The sequence below is a fragment of the Serratia sp. JKS000199 genome, assembly GCF_900215455.1.
Classification (GTDB): Bacteria; Pseudomonadota; Gammaproteobacteria; order Enterobacterales; family Enterobacteriaceae; genus Serratia; species Serratia ureilytica.
The window spans coordinates 5,108,631-5,124,853 of sequence record NZ_LT907843.1 but is presented as its reverse complement, the minus strand read 5'-3'; the positions used below and the strand labels follow the sequence as shown (position 1 = coordinate 5,124,853).

General features: G+C 62.7%; 15 protein-coding genes and 1 riboswitch. Of the genes, 11 read left to right on the top strand and 4 right to left on the bottom strand.

Features of this window, described 5'->3' with window-relative positions:
* The 4 genes from leuA to leuD all read left to right on the top strand — a co-directional run.
* Window positions 1–1,497, top strand: a 1,497-nt coding sequence (leuA, locus tag CPH57_RS24225; protein ID WP_096242811.1) for a 2-isopropylmalate synthase, incomplete at its 5' end; no start/stop codon positions are given.
* 2 nt (window positions 1,498–1,499) lie between these two features.
* Entirely contained in the window at window positions 1,500–2,591 is a 1,092-nt protein-coding gene (leuB, locus tag CPH57_RS24215; RefSeq protein ID WP_025159635.1) for a 3-isopropylmalate dehydrogenase, read from the top strand.
* A 1-nt stretch (window position 2,592) separates the two neighbouring features.
* Entirely contained in the window at window positions 2,593–3,993 is a 1,401-nt protein-coding gene (leuC, locus tag CPH57_RS24210) for a 3-isopropylmalate dehydratase large subunit (RefSeq protein WP_033651676.1), read from the top strand.
* Between the two features lie 9 nt (window positions 3,994–4,002).
* Complete coding sequence (leuD, locus tag CPH57_RS24205; protein WP_096242810.1) at window positions 4,003–4,605, top strand: 3-isopropylmalate dehydratase small subunit; 603 nt, start codon at window positions 4,003–4,005, stop codon at window positions 4,603–4,605.
* A gap of 37 nt (window positions 4,606–4,642) precedes the next feature.
* Here the strand turns inward: leuD and CPH57_RS24200 are convergent, their stop codons facing one another.
* From CPH57_RS24200 to sgrT, 3 genes are all read right to left on the bottom strand, one after another.
* Entirely contained in the window at window positions 4,643–6,115 is a 1,473-nt protein-coding gene (locus CPH57_RS24200) for a DASS family sodium-coupled anion symporter (protein WP_047572680.1), read from the bottom strand.
* A gap of 144 nt (window positions 6,116–6,259) precedes the next feature.
* On the bottom strand, window positions 6,260–7,456 hold the full coding sequence (locus CPH57_RS24195) for a sugar efflux transporter (RefSeq protein WP_033641845.1): 1,197 nt from the start codon (window positions 7,454–7,456) through the stop codon (window positions 6,260–6,262).
* A 156-nt stretch (window positions 7,457–7,612) separates the two neighbouring features.
* Window positions 7,613–7,786, bottom strand: a complete 174-nt coding sequence (gene sgrT, locus CPH57_RS24190; protein WP_071883530.1) for a glucose uptake inhibitor SgrT — start codon at window positions 7,784–7,786, stop codon at window positions 7,613–7,615.
* Between the two features lie 90 nt (window positions 7,787–7,876).
* Between sgrT and sgrR the strand changes: the two genes are divergently transcribed.
* From sgrR to ilvN, 7 genes are all read left to right on the top strand, one after another.
* Window positions 7,877–9,538 (top strand): HTH-type transcriptional regulator SgrR, encoded by a 1,662-nt coding sequence (gene sgrR, locus CPH57_RS24185; protein WP_047025197.1) that lies wholly within the window; start codon window positions 7,877–7,879, stop codon window positions 9,536–9,538.
* A 37-nt stretch (window positions 9,539–9,575) separates the two neighbouring features.
* Window positions 9,576–9,694, top strand: a riboswitch (TPP riboswitch).
* A 57-nt stretch (window positions 9,695–9,751) separates the two neighbouring features.
* Window positions 9,752–10,738 carry a thiamine ABC transporter substrate binding subunit gene (gene thiB, locus CPH57_RS24180; protein ID WP_042783680.1) on the top strand — a complete coding sequence of 329 codons (987 nt, stop codon included), beginning with the start codon at window positions 9,752–9,754 and terminating at the stop codon, window positions 10,736–10,738.
* Window positions 10,714–12,321, top strand: coding sequence for a thiamine/thiamine pyrophosphate ABC transporter permease ThiP (gene thiP, locus CPH57_RS24175; RefSeq protein ID WP_096242809.1), 1,608 nt, complete (start codon window positions 10,714–10,716; stop codon window positions 12,319–12,321). The genes thiB and thiP overlap by 25 nt, the downstream gene beginning before the upstream one ends.
* Window positions 12,308–13,012: a thiamine ABC transporter ATP-binding protein ThiQ gene (thiQ, locus tag CPH57_RS24170; protein ID WP_042783678.1), complete on the top strand. Its 705-nt coding sequence runs from the start codon at window positions 12,308–12,310 to the stop codon at window positions 13,010–13,012. Before thiP ends, thiQ begins: the two co-directional genes overlap by 14 nt.
* An 88-nt stretch (window positions 13,013–13,100) precedes the next feature.
* Window positions 13,101–13,214, top strand: coding sequence for an ilvB operon leader peptide IvbL (gene ivbL, locus CPH57_RS24505; RefSeq protein ID WP_154747116.1), 114 nt, complete (start codon window positions 13,101–13,103; stop codon window positions 13,212–13,214).
* A gap of 111 nt (window positions 13,215–13,325) precedes the next feature.
* Window positions 13,326–15,020 carry an acetolactate synthase large subunit gene (gene ilvB / locus CPH57_RS24165; protein WP_042783677.1) on the top strand — a complete coding sequence of 565 codons (1,695 nt, stop codon included), beginning with the start codon at window positions 13,326–13,328 and terminating at the stop codon, window positions 15,018–15,020.
* A gap of 3 nt (window positions 15,021–15,023) precedes the next feature.
* A complete protein-coding gene (gene ilvN / locus CPH57_RS24160; protein WP_033641839.1) occupies window positions 15,024–15,317 on the top strand; it encodes an acetolactate synthase small subunit in 294 nt (97 codons plus the stop codon).
* 27 nt (window positions 15,318–15,344) lie between these two features.
* Here the strand turns inward: ilvN and CPH57_RS24155 are convergent, their stop codons facing one another.
* Window positions 15,345–16,115, bottom strand: a complete 771-nt coding sequence (locus CPH57_RS24155; RefSeq protein WP_096242808.1) for a DedA family protein — start codon at window positions 16,113–16,115, stop codon at window positions 15,345–15,347.
* Window positions 16,116–16,223 lie beyond the last annotated feature (108 nt).

Below are 16,223 nucleotides of genomic sequence, written 5' to 3'. Positions count from 1 at the left end.
GAGAAGATTCAGATTGCGCTGGCGCTGGAAAGAATGGGCGTTGACGTGATGGAAGTCGGCTTCCCGGTCTCTTCGCCGGGCGATTTCGAATCGGTGCAAACCATCGCTCGCCAGATCAAGAACAGTCGCGTCTGCGGCCTGGCCCGCTGCGTGGACAAAGACATCGACGTGGCCGCCGAAGCGTTGCGCGTCGCTGAAGCGTTCCGTATCCACGTGTTCCTGGCCACCTCCACCCTGCACATCGAATCGAAGCTGAAGCGCTCGTTCGACGAAGTGTTGGAGATGGCGGTGCGCTCGGTCAAACGCGCCCGCAACTATACCGACGACGTGGAATTCTCCTGCGAAGACGCCGGCCGCACGCCGATCGACAACCTGTGCCGCGTGGTCGAAGCCGCCATCAACGCCGGCGCCACCACCATCAATATTCCGGACACCGTCGGCTACACCACGCCGAACCAGTTCGGCGGCATCATCACCACCTTGTATGATCGCGTGCCGAACATCGACAAAGCCATCATTTCCGTACACTGCCACGACGATTTGGGCATGGCGGTCGGCAATTCCATTGCCGCGGTCCAGGCCGGCGCCCGTCAGGTGGAAGGCACCCTGAACGGCATCGGTGAGCGCGCCGGCAACTGTTCGCTGGAAGAGGTGATCATGGCGATTAAGGTGCGCCAGGACATCATGAACGTGCACACCAACATCAATCATCAGGAAATCTTCCGCACCAGCCAGATCGTCAGCCAGCTGTGCAACATGCCGATCCCGGCCAACAAGGCGATCGTCGGCGCCAACGCCTTCGCCCACTCCTCCGGCATTCACCAGGACGGCGTGCTGAAGAACCGCGAAAACTACGAAATCATGACCCCGCAGTCGATCGGCCTGAAAGACGTGCAGTTGAACCTGACCTCCCGCTCCGGCCGCGCGGCGGTGAAACACCGCATGGAAGAGATGGGCTACCAGGAGCAGGACTACAACCTGGATACCCTGTACGCCGCCTTCCTGAAGCTGGCCGACAAAAAAGGCCAGGTGTTCGACTATGACCTGGAGGCGCTGGCCTTCATCAACAAACAACAGGAAGAACCGGAACACTTCAGCCTGGGTTACTTCAGCGTGCAGTCCGGCAGCAGCATCATGGCCACCGCCTCGGTGAAACTGATCTGCGGCGGCGAAGAGAAAGCCGAAGCCGCCACCGGCAACGGCCCGGTCGATGCGGTCTATCAGGCGATCAATCGCATCACCGATTACCCGATCGAACTGGTGAAGTACCAGTTGACCGCCAAAGGCCATGGGCGCGATGCGCTGGGCCAGGTGGATATCGTCGTCTCTTATAACGGCCGTCGTTTCCATGGCGTGGGTCTGGCGACCGACATCGTCGAATCCTCCGCCAAGGCGATGGTGCACGTGTTGAACAATATTTGGCGCTCACAGCAGGTAGAAAAAGAAAAACAGCGTCTGCAGCAAAACAAACATCAAAATAATCAGGAAACGGTGTGAACATGACGAAGACTTATCACATTGCCGTCTTGCCCGGAGACGGTATCGGCCCGGAAGTAATGGCTCAGGCGCGCAAAGTGTTGGACGCGGTGCGTCAACGCTTTGACATTCGCATCACCACCGCCGAGTACGACGTCGGCGGCATCGCCATCGATCGCCACGGCAGCCCGTTGCCGGCGGCGACCGTCGCCGGCTGCGAGCAGGCCGACGCCATCCTGTTCGGTTCGGTGGGCGGCCCGAAATGGGAACACCTGCCGCCGGCCGAGCAGCCGGAACGCGGCGCGCTGTTGCCACTGCGCAAGCACTTCAAACTGTTCAGCAACCTGCGCCCGGCCCGCCTGTATCAAGGGTTGGAGGCGTTCTGCCCGCTGCGCGCCGATATCGCCGCCCGCGGCTTCGACATTCTGTGCGTGCGCGAACTGACCGGCGGCATCTATTTCGGCCAGCCGAAGGGCCGCGAAGGCCAGGGCATGCAGGAGCGCGCCTTCGACACCGAGGTGTATCACCGTTTCGAGATTGAACGCATCGCGCGCATCGCCTTCGAATCCGCCCGCAAGCGCCGCCACAAGGTGACGTCGATCGACAAGGCCAACGTGCTGCAAAGCTCCATCTTGTGGCGTGAAGTGGTCAATCAGGTCGCCAAGGATTACCCGGACGTGTCGCTGTCGCACATGTATATCGACAACGCCACCATGCAGCTGATCAAGGATCCGTCCCAGTTCGACGTGCTGCTGTGTTCCAACCTGTTCGGCGACATCCTGTCCGACGAGTGCGCGATGATCACCGGCTCGATGGGCATGCTGCCGTCCGCCAGCCTGAACGAGCAAGGCTTCGGCCTGTACGAACCTGCGGGCGGTTCCGCGCCGGATATCGCCGGCAAAGGCATCGCCAACCCGATTGCGCAGATCCTGTCCGCCACCCTGCTGCTGCGTTATAGCCTGGGCGCCGATGAAGCGGCCGACGCCGTAGAGCGCGCCATCAACCAGGCGTTGGAACAGGGCTACCGCACCGCCGATCTGGCCGGTGACGGCAAAGCCGTCAGCACCGATGAAATGGGCGACATCATCGCTCGCTTTGTAGCTCAGGGGGCATAACATGGCCAAGACCTTATACCAGAAATTGTATGATGCCCACGTGGTGCACGAAGCGCCGAACGAGACGCCGCTGCTGTATATCGACCGTCACCTGGTGCACGAAGTCACGTCGCCGCAGGCGTTCGACGGCCTGCGCGCCATGGGCCGGAAGGTGCGCCAGCCCGGCAAAACCTTCGCCACCATGGATCACAACGTGTCGACCCAGACCAAAGACATCAACGCCAGCGGTGAGATGGCGCGCATCCAGATGCAGGAGCTGATCAAGAACTGCGCGGAATTCGGCGTTTCGCTGTATGACCTGAACCACCCGTTCCAGGGCATCGTGCACGTGATCGGGCCGGAGCAAGGCATGACGCTGCCGGGCATGACCATCGTCTGCGGCGATTCACACACCGCGACCCACGGCGCCTTCGGCTCGCTGGCGTTCGGCATCGGCACCTCCGAAGTGGAGCACGTGCTGGCGACCCAGACCCTGAAGCAGGGCCGGGCCAAAACCATGAAGATTGAGGTCACCGGCGATGCCGCCGAGGGCATTACCGCCAAAGACATCGTGCTGGCGGTGATCGGCAAAACCGGCAGCGCCGGCGGCACCGGCCACGTGGTGGAGTTCTGCGGCAAGGCGATCGAGGCATTGAGCATGGAAGGCCGCATGACCCTGTGCAACATGGCGATCGAAATGGGCGCCAAAGCCGGGTTGGTCGCGCCGGACGACACCACCTTCGCCTACCTGAAGGGGCGTCAGTTCGCGCCGACCGGTGAAAACTGGGAGCAGGCGGTCGCTTACTGGCGCACGCTGAAGTCCGACGCCGACGCCCAGTTCGATACCGTGGTGACGCTGCGCGCCGAAGAGATCGCGCCGCAGGTCACCTGGGGCACCAACCCTGGCCAGGTGATCGCCGTCAATCAGGCGATCCCGGCGCCGGAATCGTTTAACGATCCGGTTGAGCGCGCCTCCGCCGAGAAAGCGCTGGCCTACATGGATTTGAAGCCGGGCATCAAATTGACCGAAGTGCCGATCGACAAAGTGTTCATCGGTTCCTGCACCAACTCGCGCATCGAAGATCTGCGTGCGGCGGCGGCGATCGCCAAGGGGCGCAAGGTCGCCAACGGCGTGCAGGCCATCGTGGTGCCGGGCTCCGGCCCGGTGAAGGCCCAGGCGGAAGCCGAAGGGTTGGACAAAATCTTTATTGAAGCCGGTTTCGAATGGCGCTTGCCGGGTTGCTCGATGTGCCTGGCGATGAACAACGACCGTCTGAATCCGGGCGAGCGCTGCGCGTCCACCAGCAACCGTAACTTCGAAGGGCGCCAGGGCCGCGGTGGGCGCACCCACCTGGTCAGCCCGGCAATGGCCGCCGCGGCCGCCGTCGCCGGTCACTTCGCTGACATCCGTGATATTCACTAAGGGGCTAACGTGGCTAAATTTACTCAACATACCGGCTTAGTGGTGCCTTTGGATTCGGCCAACGTCGACACCGACGCCATTATTCCCAAGCAGTTTTTACAGAAGGTGACCCGTACCGGTTTCGGCCAGCACCTGTTCAACGACTGGCGCTTCCTCGACGATGCCGGCCAGCAACCCAACCCGGAGTTCGTGCTGAACAAACCGCGCTATAAAGGCGCCAGCATCCTATTGGCGCGGGAGAACTTCGGCTGCGGCTCCTCGCGCGAACACGCCCCTTGGGCGCTGACCGACTACGGTTTCAAAGTGGTGATCGCGCCGAGCTTCGCCGATATCTTCTACGGCAACTCGTTTAACAACCAGCTGTTGCCGGTCACGCTGAGCGAGCAGCAGGTGGATGAGCTGTTCAAACTGGTTGACGCCAACGAGGGTACGGAGTTCGTGGTGGATCTGGAGAACCAGACGGTCAACGCCGGTGGCAAAAGCTATCCGTTCGAAATAGACAGCTTCCGCCGCCACTGCATGATCAACGGGCTGGACAGCATCGGCCTGACGCTGCAGCATGAAGCGGACATCTCCCGCTACGAAGCGCAGCAGCCGGCGTTTCTGAATTAATCCCCTTCACCCGCCGCCCGGCGGGTGAATTTTTTCCTCACCAGTAGCCCAGCAGCTTCCACCATGCGCCGCCGATCACTATCCAGATCAGTAGGTTAACCACGCTCATCACCCATCCCGCTTTCCACCACTCCCCCAACGTCACATAGCCGGAGCCAAAGATGATCGGCGCGGTGCCGGTCCCGTAATGCGTCAGCGACATCATCAGCGAAGAAGAGAACGCCAGGATCAGGCCCAGCAGCGCCGGCGGCGCGCCGAGCGCGATGCCGGCAGCGAAGAAGGCGGCGAACATCGCCGTTACGTGCGCAGTGGTGCTGGCGAAGAAATAGTGAGAATACAGATAAATGATGGTCAGCAAGATCGTGCCGCCCACCCAACTCATGCCCATATGGTCGATGCCGTTGCCGACGGTCTGCGACAGCCAGCCGATCAGCCCCAGCTTGCCGAGGAAACTGGCCATCATCACCAGCGCCGAGAACCACACGACGGTATCCCAGGCCCCTTTATGCTTCAGCACATCCTCCCAGCTCAGCACCCCGGTAGCCAGCAGCACCGCCAGGCCGATCAGCGCCGCGGTGGTAGGATTGACCGCCAGCGCCGGGCCGAAAATCATCGCCGGAATGCCGGCCCACAGTACCAACAGCAGCGCGAACACCGCGAGAGTAATTTTCTCCGGCAGCGTCACCGGCCCCAGCGCCTGCAGCTTTTCGCAGGCAAAACGCGGCGCGTCCGGGGTGCTTTTCACCTCCGGCGGGTACAGCAGATAAATGACCAGCGGCATCACGATCAGCGAACACAGCCCCGGCACCAGGGCGGCAATCGCCCACATCGACCAGGACAGTTCGAAGCTGCCGTGGGTGCCTTTGGCGATCAGGCTGACAATCAGCGGGTTAGGCGCCGTGGCGGTGATAAACATCGCCGAGGTGACCGGGTTAATGTTGTAGTTCACCAGCGACAGATAGCGGCCGATCTTGCCGGAGGTATTGAGCTCGGGTTTGGAACCAAAGCTGTCGGCGATCGATTTCATGATCGGGTGAATGATGCCGCCGCCGCGCGCGGTGTTGCTCGGCGTCACCGGCGCCAGGGTGGTTTCCGCCAACGTCAATGCATAGGCGATGCCGAGCGTTTTTTTACCGAACAGCGAGATAAAGTAGTAGCCGATGCGCGCGCCCAGCCCGGTTTTGTTCAGGCTGAGGGAGATCATGATAGAAAAGCCGATCAGCCAGATCAGCTGGTTGGAAAAACCGCTGAGCGCGTCGTCCAGCGCGGCGCCCGGCTTGCCGGGGTTGGTGACGCCGGTCACCGCCACCAGGGCGATGGCAATCACCGAGACCGCGCCGATCGGCATCGCCTTGCCGATGATGGCGATGATGGTGCCGATAAACAGCGCCAGCAGCTGCCAGGCGTTGGGCGCAACGCCCTCCGGCACGGGAATGAGGAACCAGATGATCAGCGTGGCGGCAAGGGCGCACAGGGAAGGAAGCGGTTTGAGCGGTGTGAGTTTATCCATAACGTTCCCACTGTTCTAAACAACAAGGCGGCATCTCAATAGCGAGACGGGCGTGGACGCAACGATCGCGCTCCATATGCCTTCAGCTTGGGCGTCCGCTTCAGCCTTCTCAATGACTTGCATCAAGAATGCCGTCGTTTGACCTCACACTTCACGCACTTTGGCGCTCATCCAGAGCGCCGCCAGCGCCAGCAGCGCCGCCATCCAATACACCGAACCATGACCGAGGTTCTCCACCAGCGCGCCCTGCAGCACCCCGGCCAGGATCACCCCGGTCGAGATGCTGTTGGTGAACAGCGTGGTGGCGGCGCCCGGTCGGCCCGGCATCAAATCTTGAAAATAGAGCATGCCGATACCGGCGACGATGCCGATAAACACCGCGTTGAGCAGCTGCAACGCGATCAGGGTCGGCTTGGTCGCCAGCACCGTCAGCCCGAGGTAAAACAGCACGCCCGCCGCCACCGCCAGCAGCATCATGTTGCGCTTGCCGAAACGTTTGACGTAGTAACCGGCCAGCAGCATCGCCGGGATCTCCAGCCCGGCGGCGGTGCCCATCAGCACCCCGGCCAGCCCCTCAGGCAGGCCGAGATCGGCGGTAATATACAGCGGCATGTCGATGATATACATGGTGTTGCAGGTCCACATCAGCATCGAGGCGATAAACAGCAGACGCACGTCGCGATTGCGCCAGGCGCTGGCGGGCGCAATCGGCGCGGAAGCACCGTCCCGCAGCCCGTCGCCGTCCGCCGCGCGCGGCACCGAAGGCAGCATGAACCCGACCAGCAGCACGCAGATAGCGAAGGTGGCGGCGGCGATCAGGAACATCACGGTAAAGCCGTAATTCAGCGCCAGCGCAAACGACAGCGGCGGGCCTATCACCCACGCCAGCGAAAGCTGGGCGCGCATCACCGAACTGAACATCACCACTTCACGCGCCTCGCTGTCGGCGTATTCCCGCGCCAGCGCGAAGATCTGCGGCATGGCGGTGTTGGCAACGGCGGACATCAACACCCCGGCGGTGATCAGCGTCAGGTAGTCGCGGTTGAAAGCGAACAGCAGGCAGTTGCCGACCGCCATCAGGCAGCACAGCAGGATCAGCCTGCGCCGATCGCCGCGGGTGTCGGAACGTTTGGCCAGCAGGAAGCTGACGACGATGCCGGCCACCGCGTTGGCGGTGTAAAACAACCCGACCCACAGCGGCCGCACCTTAACTTCGGTGGTCAGAAACAGGCTCAGCGTCGGCGTCAGCAACGCGCCGGCGATGCCGGAGAGAAAAGCGATCAGCAGGAAGGCGGCAAAGATGGGGTTGATGCGCAGTGATAACCGTCTCAGGCGTTCCATATCCTCTTCCCTGATCCCAAAGCAGAAGCAAAAACCTTAGGCCACGGCGAGGAAAATGCAAGTCTATCGCCCTAACCGCAAATAAAAAAACCAGTGGGGCGACCCACTGGCTGGTGAAACAGCACCATTACTCAGAAACTTTTATGCCGCAGCGCCTTACAGGTGCTCGCGATACTGCTTGTCGCTCATCTCTTTGATATCCCATTGCGTCAGGTGCGCCAATATTGCCAGCCGCGCCTGCTCGGGCACCACGCTCAGCCAGTCGGCGTGCTGCCGACGCACCGCGCTGAAATAGCGCTGATAGAACGATTTGGATAAGAAAGCTTTCATGATTACGCCCTCCCCTTTCATTGATGAAAATTATCGGCGTAATATAGGGAAAGAAAAATTGACGAGTTGAGACAGGAGTGTTCCTCTTTTATGTCCACGTCCAGATTGCAGCAGCAGTTCATCCGTCTGTGGCAGCGCTGCCACGGTGAAACCACCGACACCACGCTGCAGGCGCTGGCGGAGGCGCTGAGCTGCTCGCGGCGCCACGTACGCTCCCTGTTGAGCGCTATGCAGCGGGAGGGCTGGCTCACCTGGCAGGCGGAGTCGGGACGCGGCAAGCGTTCGCGGCTAACCTTTCATTACACCGGCCTGGCGCTGCAGCAACAGCGGGCCGAGGAGCTGCTGGAGCAGGATCGCATCGATCAGTTGGTGCAGCTGGTGGGCGACAAAAACGTGGTGCGCCAAATGCTGTTGTCGCAGCTGGGGCGCAGCTTCCGTCAGGGGAAACATATCCTGCGGGTGCTCTACTATCGGCAGTTGTACAACCTGCTGCCCGGCTCGGCGCTGCGGCGTTCCGAGACCCATTTGGCGCGTCAGATCTTCAACGGCCTGACGCGCATAAATGAGGAAAACGGGGAACTCGAATCCGATCTGTCCCACCATTGGCAGGCGCTGACGCCGCTGCACTGGCGGTTTTACCTGCGCCCGGCGATCCATTTTCATCATGGCCGCGAGCTGGAGATGGCGGACGTCATCAGCTCGCTTTCGCGTCTGACCTCGCAACCGCTGTTCTCGCATATCGAAAGCGTCACCTCGCCGACGCCGTTCGTTGTCGACGTGCATCTGCACAGCCCCGACCACTGGCTGCCCTGGCTGCTGGGCAGCGTGCACGCCATGATCCTGCCGCGCGAATGGCGCGATCTGCCGGACTTCACCCGCCATCCGATCGGCACCGGCCCCTACCGCGTGGTGCGCAACCTTCCCAGCCAGATGAAGATCCACGCCTTCGACGACTATTTCGGCTACCGGGCGCTGATCGATGAGGTCAACATCTGGGTGCTGCCGGAGTTCTCCGAAGAACTGGTGCACTCCGGCGTACAGCTGCAGGGCGATGAAACCGGCAACAGCGAGCTGGAAAGCCGGCTGGAAGAAGGCTGCTACTTCCTGCTGTTCGATCAGCGCTCTCCCTTGGCGGCCGATCCCGCCATGCGCAGCTGGCTGTGCGAATTGATCAACCCCATTTCGCTGCTGAGCCACGCCGGGCCGCTCTACCAGCGCTATTGGTCGCCGGCGTACGGCCTGCTGCCGCGCTGGCACCACAACCGCGCGCTGGCGCAGCAGCCCAAACCGGCGGGGCTGACCGAACTGACGCTGACTCACTTCAATGAGCATTCGGAGTTCCACGCCATCCGCCAGGCGATCGAGCCGCTGCTGGCGCAGCACGGCATCCGCCTGATCGTGCAAAGCGTGGATTACGCGACCTGGCACCAGGGCGACGCGCGCAGCGATCTGTGGCTCGGCAGCGCCAACTTCTATCTGCCGCTGGAGTTTTCGCTGTTCGCCACGCTGTACGAGCTGCCGCTGATGCAGCATTGCATGAGCGAGGACCTGGCGCAGGATGCGGCGCTGTGGCGCGCCAACCGTCTGCCGCTGGCGGAGTTCTGCCAGCGCCTGGTCAGCAATCACCAACTGCATCCGCTGTTCCACCACTGGCTGCAGTTGCACGGCCAGCGCAGCATGCGCGGCGTGCGAATGAACACCCTCGGCTGGTTCGACTTCAAGTCAGCCTGGTTTGCCCCGCCGGAGGCATAAGCGCCTTTCGCCCGGGTCGGTTAATCTTTACAATAGCGCCGTCTCAACGGGGTGCGGAGAGTCGGGCCGCGTGATAAGCCCGATTTTCCGCTGAGAGCACACCCGTCGAACCTGATCCGGTCAATACCGGCGGAGGGATTTGAGCCCAGCGAACCGGCGACGCCGCCTCGCCCCCTCAGATGCCCTTGCCCCCTTATTTTTCAGGAGTGCAACGTGGTCAAAAAATATCTGCCCTGCTTATTGCTGCTGTGCGCCGCACCGGTGTTCGCCAAGCCGACGCTGACGGTTTACACCTACGATTCCTTCGCCGCCGACTGGGGCCCAGGCCCGGCGGTGAAAAAAGCCTTCGAAGCCGAGTGCGACTGTGAGCTGAAGTTCGTGGCGCTGGAAGACGGCGTCTCACTGCTGAACCGCCTGCGCATGGAAGGCAAGAACAGCGCCGCCGACGTGGTGCTGGGGCTGGACAACAACCTGCTGCAGGCGGCGCAGCAAACCGGCCTGTTCGCGCCGAGCGGCGTGGACACCGCCAAACTGACGGTGCCGGGCGGCTGGCAGGACGCGACTTTCGTGCCTTACGACTACGGGTATTTCGCCTTCGTCTACGACAAGGAAAAACTGAAGAACCCGCCGAAAAGCCTGCAGGAGCTGGTCAGCAGCGATCGTGACTGGAAGGTGATCTACGAAGATCCGCGCACCAGCACGCCGGGCCTCGGCCTGCTGCTGTGGATGCAAAAAGTGTATGGCGACAAGGCGCCGGCCGCCTGGCAGCAGCTGGCGAAAAAGACCGTGACCGTCACCAAAGGCTGGAGCGAAGCCTACGGCCTGTTCCTGAAAGGCGAAGGCGATCTGGTGCTCAGCTACACCACCTCCCCCGCCTATCATCTGATCGCCGAGAAAAAAGACCGCTACGCCGCCGCCACGTTCAGCGAAGGCCACTACCTGCAGGTGGAAGTGGCCGGCAAACTGAAGGCCGCCAAACAGCCTGAGCTGGCGGAGCGTTTCATGCAGTTCATGGTGACGCCGGCGTTCCAGAACACCATCCCGACCGGCAACTGGATGTACCCGGTGATCAACACCCCGCTGCCCGTCGGCTTTGAACAGATGAACGTGCCGCATACCGCGCTGCAATACAGCGCCGAAGAGGTGGCCACACAACGCGGCGGCTGGATCCGGGCATGGCAAACCGCCGTCAGCCGCTGATCCCCCGCTGGCTCTGGCCGGGGCTGCTGGCCGCCGGCATGATCCTGCTGGTCGCCGCGCTGGCGATGGGCTCGCTGTGGCGTCACGCGCCGGACAGCGACTGGCGCGACCTGTGGCAGGACAGCTACCTGTGGCACGTGGTGCGCTTCACTTTCCTGCAGGCGCTGCTGTCGGCGCTGATTTCGGTGCTGCCCGCCATTCTGCTGGCGCGCGCGCTCTACCGGCGTCGTTTCCCCGGCCGGCAGTTGCTGCTGCGACTGTGCGCCATGACGCTGGTGCTGCCGGTGCTGGTGGCGGTGTTCGGCCTACTCAGCGTCTATGGGCGCCAGGGCTGGCTGGCGACGCTGTGCGGCTGGCTGGGCGTCGAGTATGATTTCTCGCCCTACGGGCTGCAGGGCATTCTGCTGGCGCACCTGTTCTTTAACCTGCCGCTGGCTACCCGCCTGTTGTTGCAAGCGCTGGAGAATATTCCGGTGGAACAGCGCCAGCTGGCTGCCCAGCTGGGCATGAACGGCTGGCAGCAGTTCCGCTTCGTCGAATGGCCGGCGCTGCGCCGCCAAATCCTGCCGAGCGGCGCGCTGATCTTCATGCTGTGCTTCGCCAGCTTCGCCACCGTGCTGTCACTGGGCGGCGGGCCGCAGGCCACCACCATCGAGCTGGCGATCTACCAGGCGCTGAGTTACGACTACGATCTGGGCCGCGCCGCCCTGCTGGCGCTGATCCAACTGGGCTGTTGTCTGGGGCTGGTGCTGATCAGCCAACGCCTGAGCCAGGCATTGCCGGTAGGGCATACCCACGCCCAGCGCTGGCGCAACCCGGAAGACAGCCTGTGGCGGCGCATCAGCGATTTTCTGCTGATCGCCGCCGCGCTGTTGCTGCTGCTGCCGCCTCTGCTGGCGGTGATCGCCGACGGCGCCAATCAGGCTATCATCAGCGTGCTGCGCCAGCCGGTGCTGTGGCAGGCGCTGTTCACGTCGCTGCGCATCGCCCTTGGCGCCGGAGCGCTGTGCGTGGCGCTCACGATGATGCTGCTGTGGAGCAGCCGCGAGCTGAAACTGCGGCAGCAGCTGCGCGGCGGCCAAGCGCTGGAGCTGAGCGGCATGGTGATCCTGGCGATGCCGGGCATCGTGCTGGCCACCGGGTTCTTCCTGCTGCTGAACGATACGATCGGGTTGCCGCAGTCGCCCTATGCGCTGGTGATCCTCACCAATGCGCTGATGGCGGTGCCCTATGCGCTGAAGGTGTTGGAGAACCCGATGCGCGACCTCGCCGAACGTTACAACCCGCTGTGCCTGTCGCTGGATATCCGCGGCTGGCGACGGCTGCGGCTGATTGAACTGCGTGCCCTGCGCCGCCCGCTGGCGCAGGCGCTGGCCTTCGCCTGCGTGCTGTCGATCGGCGATTTCGGCGTGGTCGCCTTGTTTGGCAACGAGCATTTCCGTACCCTGCCTTTTTACCTGTATCAGCAGATTGGCGCCTACCGCAGCCAGGACGGGGCGGTGACCGCGCTGCTGTTGCTGCTGCTGTGCTTCCTGCTGTTTACCCTGATTGAACGCTTACCGGGCCGCCATGCTGACGCTTGAAAAACTGACCTATCTGTATGAACACCTGCCGATGCGCTTTGATCTGCGCATCCAGCCGGGCGAGCGCGTCGCGGTGCTCGGCCCCAGCGGCGCCGGTAAAAGCACCCTGCTGAGCCTGATCGCCGGTTTTCTGCCGGCGGCCAGCGGCCGGCTGCTGCTGAACGGCGAAGACCACACCGCCACGCCGCCGGCCAAACGGCCGGTGTCGATGCTGTTTCAGGAAAACAACCTGTTCGCGCACCTGACGGTGGCGCAGAACATCGGGTTGGGGTTGGATCCCGGTCTGCGCTTGACTGCGCAGCAGCGCCAACAGCGAGAACACATCGCCCGCCAGGTCGGCCTGGAAGAACACCAGGATCGCCTACCGTCGCAGCTTTCCGGCGGCCAGCGTCAGCGCGCCGCGCTGGCGCGCTGTTTGATTCGCCGGCGGCCGATCCTGTTGCTCGACGAACCCTTCTCGGCGCTCGATCCGGCGCTGCGCAACGAGATGCTGCAACTGCTGCAGACGGTGTGCGAACAGCGCGACCTGACGCTGCTGATGGTGTCGCACAACCTCGACGACGCAGCGCGCATCGCGCCGCGCACGCTGCTGGTGGTCGACGGCCGCATCTACTACGACGGCCCGACGCAGGCCCTGCTGGACGGCAGCGCACCGGAAGCGCGCGTGCTGGGCATTTCGGGTAAAGCGTGATCTGACGCGCGTTTTTTATGCTGCGCCAATAAACCTGTTGTGCGAATTTTGCGCCTGTGTTTTTATAAAAACCTGACTTTTTTTACTGATGATAAGGTTCCCTGTGATCGCATCCTCGCTGACTTCGACCCTACTAGTTACCGCGCTACCAGCCGCGGTGGTCGTCGTGCGTGTGGTGGTGGTCGTCGGCAATGCGCCGTAGGGTCCGAATCAACGCATCGATTCCCAAACCCCGCCGGCGCAAACCGGGCGGGGTTTCTTGTTTTAGCACCCTGCCCAGAAAAGCTCACCGGCCTTGAGAAAGGACAGGAACATGGCAACTTCGGGCACGCCTCAACCGAGTACCCGCTTCACCGGCGCACAATTGATCGTTCATCTGCTGGAGCGTCAGGGCATCACCACCGTCGCCGGCATTCCCGGCGGCGCCGCGCTGCCGCTGTATGACGCGCTGAGCCAAAGCACCCGCATTCACCACGTGCTGGCGCGCCACGAACAGGGCGCGGGCTTTATGGCGCAAGGCATGGCGCGCGCCAACGGCAAAGCGGCGGTGTGCATCGCCTCCAGCGGGCCGGGCGCCACCAACCTGGTCACCGCCATCGCCGACGCCAAGCTCGACTCCATTCCGCTGGTGTGCATCACCGGGCAGGTGCCTTCCTCGATGATCGGCACCGACGCCTTCCAGGAAGTGGACACCTACGGCATTTCCATCCCGATCACCAAGCACAACCATCTGGTGCGCGATATCCGCGAGCTGCCGCAGGTGATTGGCGACGCGTTCCGCATCGCCGAGTCCGGCCGCCCCGGCCCGGTCTGGATCGATGTGCCGAAAGACGTGCAGACCGCCACCATCACCCTGGAAGAGTTGCCGCCAATCGCCGTGCCGGACGCCGCCCCGAGCTTCGATCCGGCGCTGGTTTCGCAGGCCGCCGCGATGATCAATCAGGCGAAACGCCCCATCCTCTACCTGGGCGGCGGCATCATCTGCGCCGACGCTCACCGGCAGGCGCTGGAACTGGCCGAGCGCGCCGGTCTGCCCACCACCATGACGCTGATGGCGCTGGGCGCGATGCCGGTGGAACACCCGCTGTCGCTGGGCATGCTGGGCATGCACGCCGCGCGCAGCACCAACTTCATTCTGCAGGAGGCCGATCTGCTGATCGTGCTGGGCGCGCGCTTCGACGATCGGGCGATCGGCAAAACCGAGCAGTTCTGCCCTAACGCCGCCATCATTCATGTGGATATCGACCGCGCCGAGCTGGGCAAGGTCAAACAGGCCAACGTGGCGATCCATGCCGACGTCGGCCAGGTGCTGCAACAGCTGCTGCCGCAGATCGACACGCAGCCGCGCAGCGCGTGGCTGAACACCGTCAACGATCTGAAGCGCGAATTCCCGTTCAACATGCCGAACGCCGACGATCCGCTGAGCCATTACGGCCTGGTGCTGGCCGCCGCGCGCTGCGTGGACGACAGCGCCATCATCACCACCGACGTGGGTCAGCATCAGATGTGGGTAGCGCAGGCCTATCCGCTGAGCCGGCCGCGCCAGTGGCTGACGTCGGGCGGCCTGGGCACCATGGGCTTCGGTCTGCCGGCGGCGATCGGCGCGGCGTTGGCGGAGCCCGAACGTAAAGTGCTGTGCTTCTCCGGCGACGGCAGCCTGATGATGAACATTCAGGAAATGGCCACCGCGGTCGAGCACGATCTGGACGTGAAAATCATTTTGATGAACAACCAGGCGCTGGGGCTGGTGCACCAACAGCAAACCCTGTTCTACCAACAGCGCATCTTCGCCGCCGCCTATCCGAAGCGTACCGACTTCCTGAAAATCGCCGCCGGATTCGGGCTGGATACCTGCGATCTGAACGCCGCGGAAGATCCTCAGGCGGCACTGGCTGAGGCGATCCAGCGCCCGGGTCCCTGCCTGATCCACGCGCTGATCGATATCAACGAAAAAGTGTTCCCGATGGTGCCGCCGGGCGCCGCCAACATCGACATGATTGGAGAATAAGCCATGCTGCAACCACAAGATAAACCACAGGTGATCCTGGAGCTGGCGGTGCGCAACCATCCCGGCGTGATGTCGCACGTTTGCGGGCTGTTCGCCCGCCGCGCGTTCAACGTCGAAGGCATTCTGTGTCTGCCGTTGAAAGACGGCCAACAGAGCCGCATTTGGCTATTGGTCGCCGACGATCAGCGGCTGGAACAAATGATAAGCCAGGTGGAAAAGCTGGAAGACGTGCTGCGGGTGAAGCGCCACAGCGAAGACGTGCGGGTATTTGAACAGCTGGAAGCGTTCTTCCAGTAAGGCGAACGGGGGCTAATGCCCCCGCAATCATTGCCCGGACAGCACCTGCCACAACAGATGCCGGTACACCGGCATCAGCGGCTGTTGGCTCAGCAAATAGCCGACCGCCAACGCCGCCAGCCAACTCAATCCGCACACCACGCGCAGCCGCAGCGGCGTCAGCCAACGGCTCAGCCGATCGGCGTTGCGCTTGCCCTCGCGCCACCAGCGCCAGCTCAGCCACACCGCCAGCCAGACCAGCAGCGCCGCCGCGAGCAACAGCCACTTGAACGTCGCGCTGTTGGCGTCGGCGGGGATATCGATCGCCACCCCCGCCAGAATGCCGGGGAAGAAATAGACCGGCGGCCAGGTCAGGCAACCGATGATGTTCGGCAACGCAAACTTGTACGGCGGCAAATCGAGCATGCCGGCCACCATCGGCACCAGCGGGCGCGTCGGGCCAACGAAGCGGCCGATCAAAATGGTCGCCATGCTGTGCTGGTGCAAGGCATGTTCGGTTTTGTCGAGCAGCGCTTTGTTCTTCTTCAGGAACGACCAGCGGTGCAAAGGCCCCTTAAAGGCGCGACCGACGAAATAGGAGATCCAATCGCCGAGCAGGCAGCCGACGATGCCCGTCGCCCAGGCGTAGTAAAAATCCACCTTGCCGCTGCCGATCAGCGCGCCGATGCTGGCCATCATCACCGTGCCAGGCAACAGCAGCCCCACCAGCGCCAACGACTCCAGAAAAGCGACCAGCAGAACGACCATCAGAGTGAAAGCCAGTGACTGGGTGATCAAATCTTGTAAATAGGCTTCCATTACACCTCTGTGGATTATTCGGGCCAAACGGGGCCGAGGATTTTCCAGCGCCGCCGCTGGCGAGTCAATCGATGAATTGTATGCGTATTTGGCAACGCCGCGCGGCAA

Excerpts from the sequence above, each read along its gene's own strand:
- leuC (WP_033651676.1), top strand. The coding sequence starts at position 2,593 with ATGGCCAAGACCTTATACCAGAAATTGTATGATGCCCACGTGGTGCAC.
- CPH57_RS24155 (WP_096242808.1), bottom strand. The coding sequence starts at position 16,115 with ATGGAAGCCTATTTACAAGATTTGATCACCCAGTCACTGGCTTTCACT.
- leuB (WP_025159635.1), top strand. The coding sequence starts at position 1,500 with ATGACGAAGACTTATCACATTGCCGTCTTGCCCGGAGACGGTATCGGC.
- ilvN (WP_033641839.1), top strand. The coding sequence starts at position 15,024 with ATGCTGCAACCACAAGATAAACCACAGGTGATCCTGGAGCTGGCGGTG.
- sgrR (WP_047025197.1), top strand. The coding sequence starts at position 7,877 with ATGTCCACGTCCAGATTGCAGCAGCAGTTCATCCGTCTGTGGCAGCGC.
- CPH57_RS24200 (WP_047572680.1), bottom strand. The coding sequence starts at position 6,115 with ATGGATAAACTCACACCGCTCAAACCGCTTCCTTCCCTGTGCGCCCTT.
- ivbL (WP_154747116.1), top strand. The coding sequence starts at position 13,101 with ATGATAAGGTTCCCTGTGATCGCATCCTCGCTGACTTCGACCCTACTA.
- thiP (WP_096242809.1), top strand. The coding sequence starts at position 10,714 with ATGGCAAACCGCCGTCAGCCGCTGATCCCCCGCTGGCTCTGGCCGGGG.
- ilvB (WP_042783677.1), top strand. The coding sequence starts at position 13,326 with ATGGCAACTTCGGGCACGCCTCAACCGAGTACCCGCTTCACCGGCGCA.
- thiQ (WP_042783678.1), top strand. The coding sequence starts at position 12,308 with ATGCTGACGCTTGAAAAACTGACCTATCTGTATGAACACCTGCCGATG.
- sgrT (WP_071883530.1), bottom strand. The coding sequence starts at position 7,786 with ATGAAAGCTTTCTTATCCAAATCGTTCTATCAGCGCTATTTCAGCGCG.
- CPH57_RS24195 (WP_033641845.1), bottom strand. The coding sequence starts at position 7,456 with ATGGAACGCCTGAGACGGTTATCACTGCGCATCAACCCCATCTTTGCC.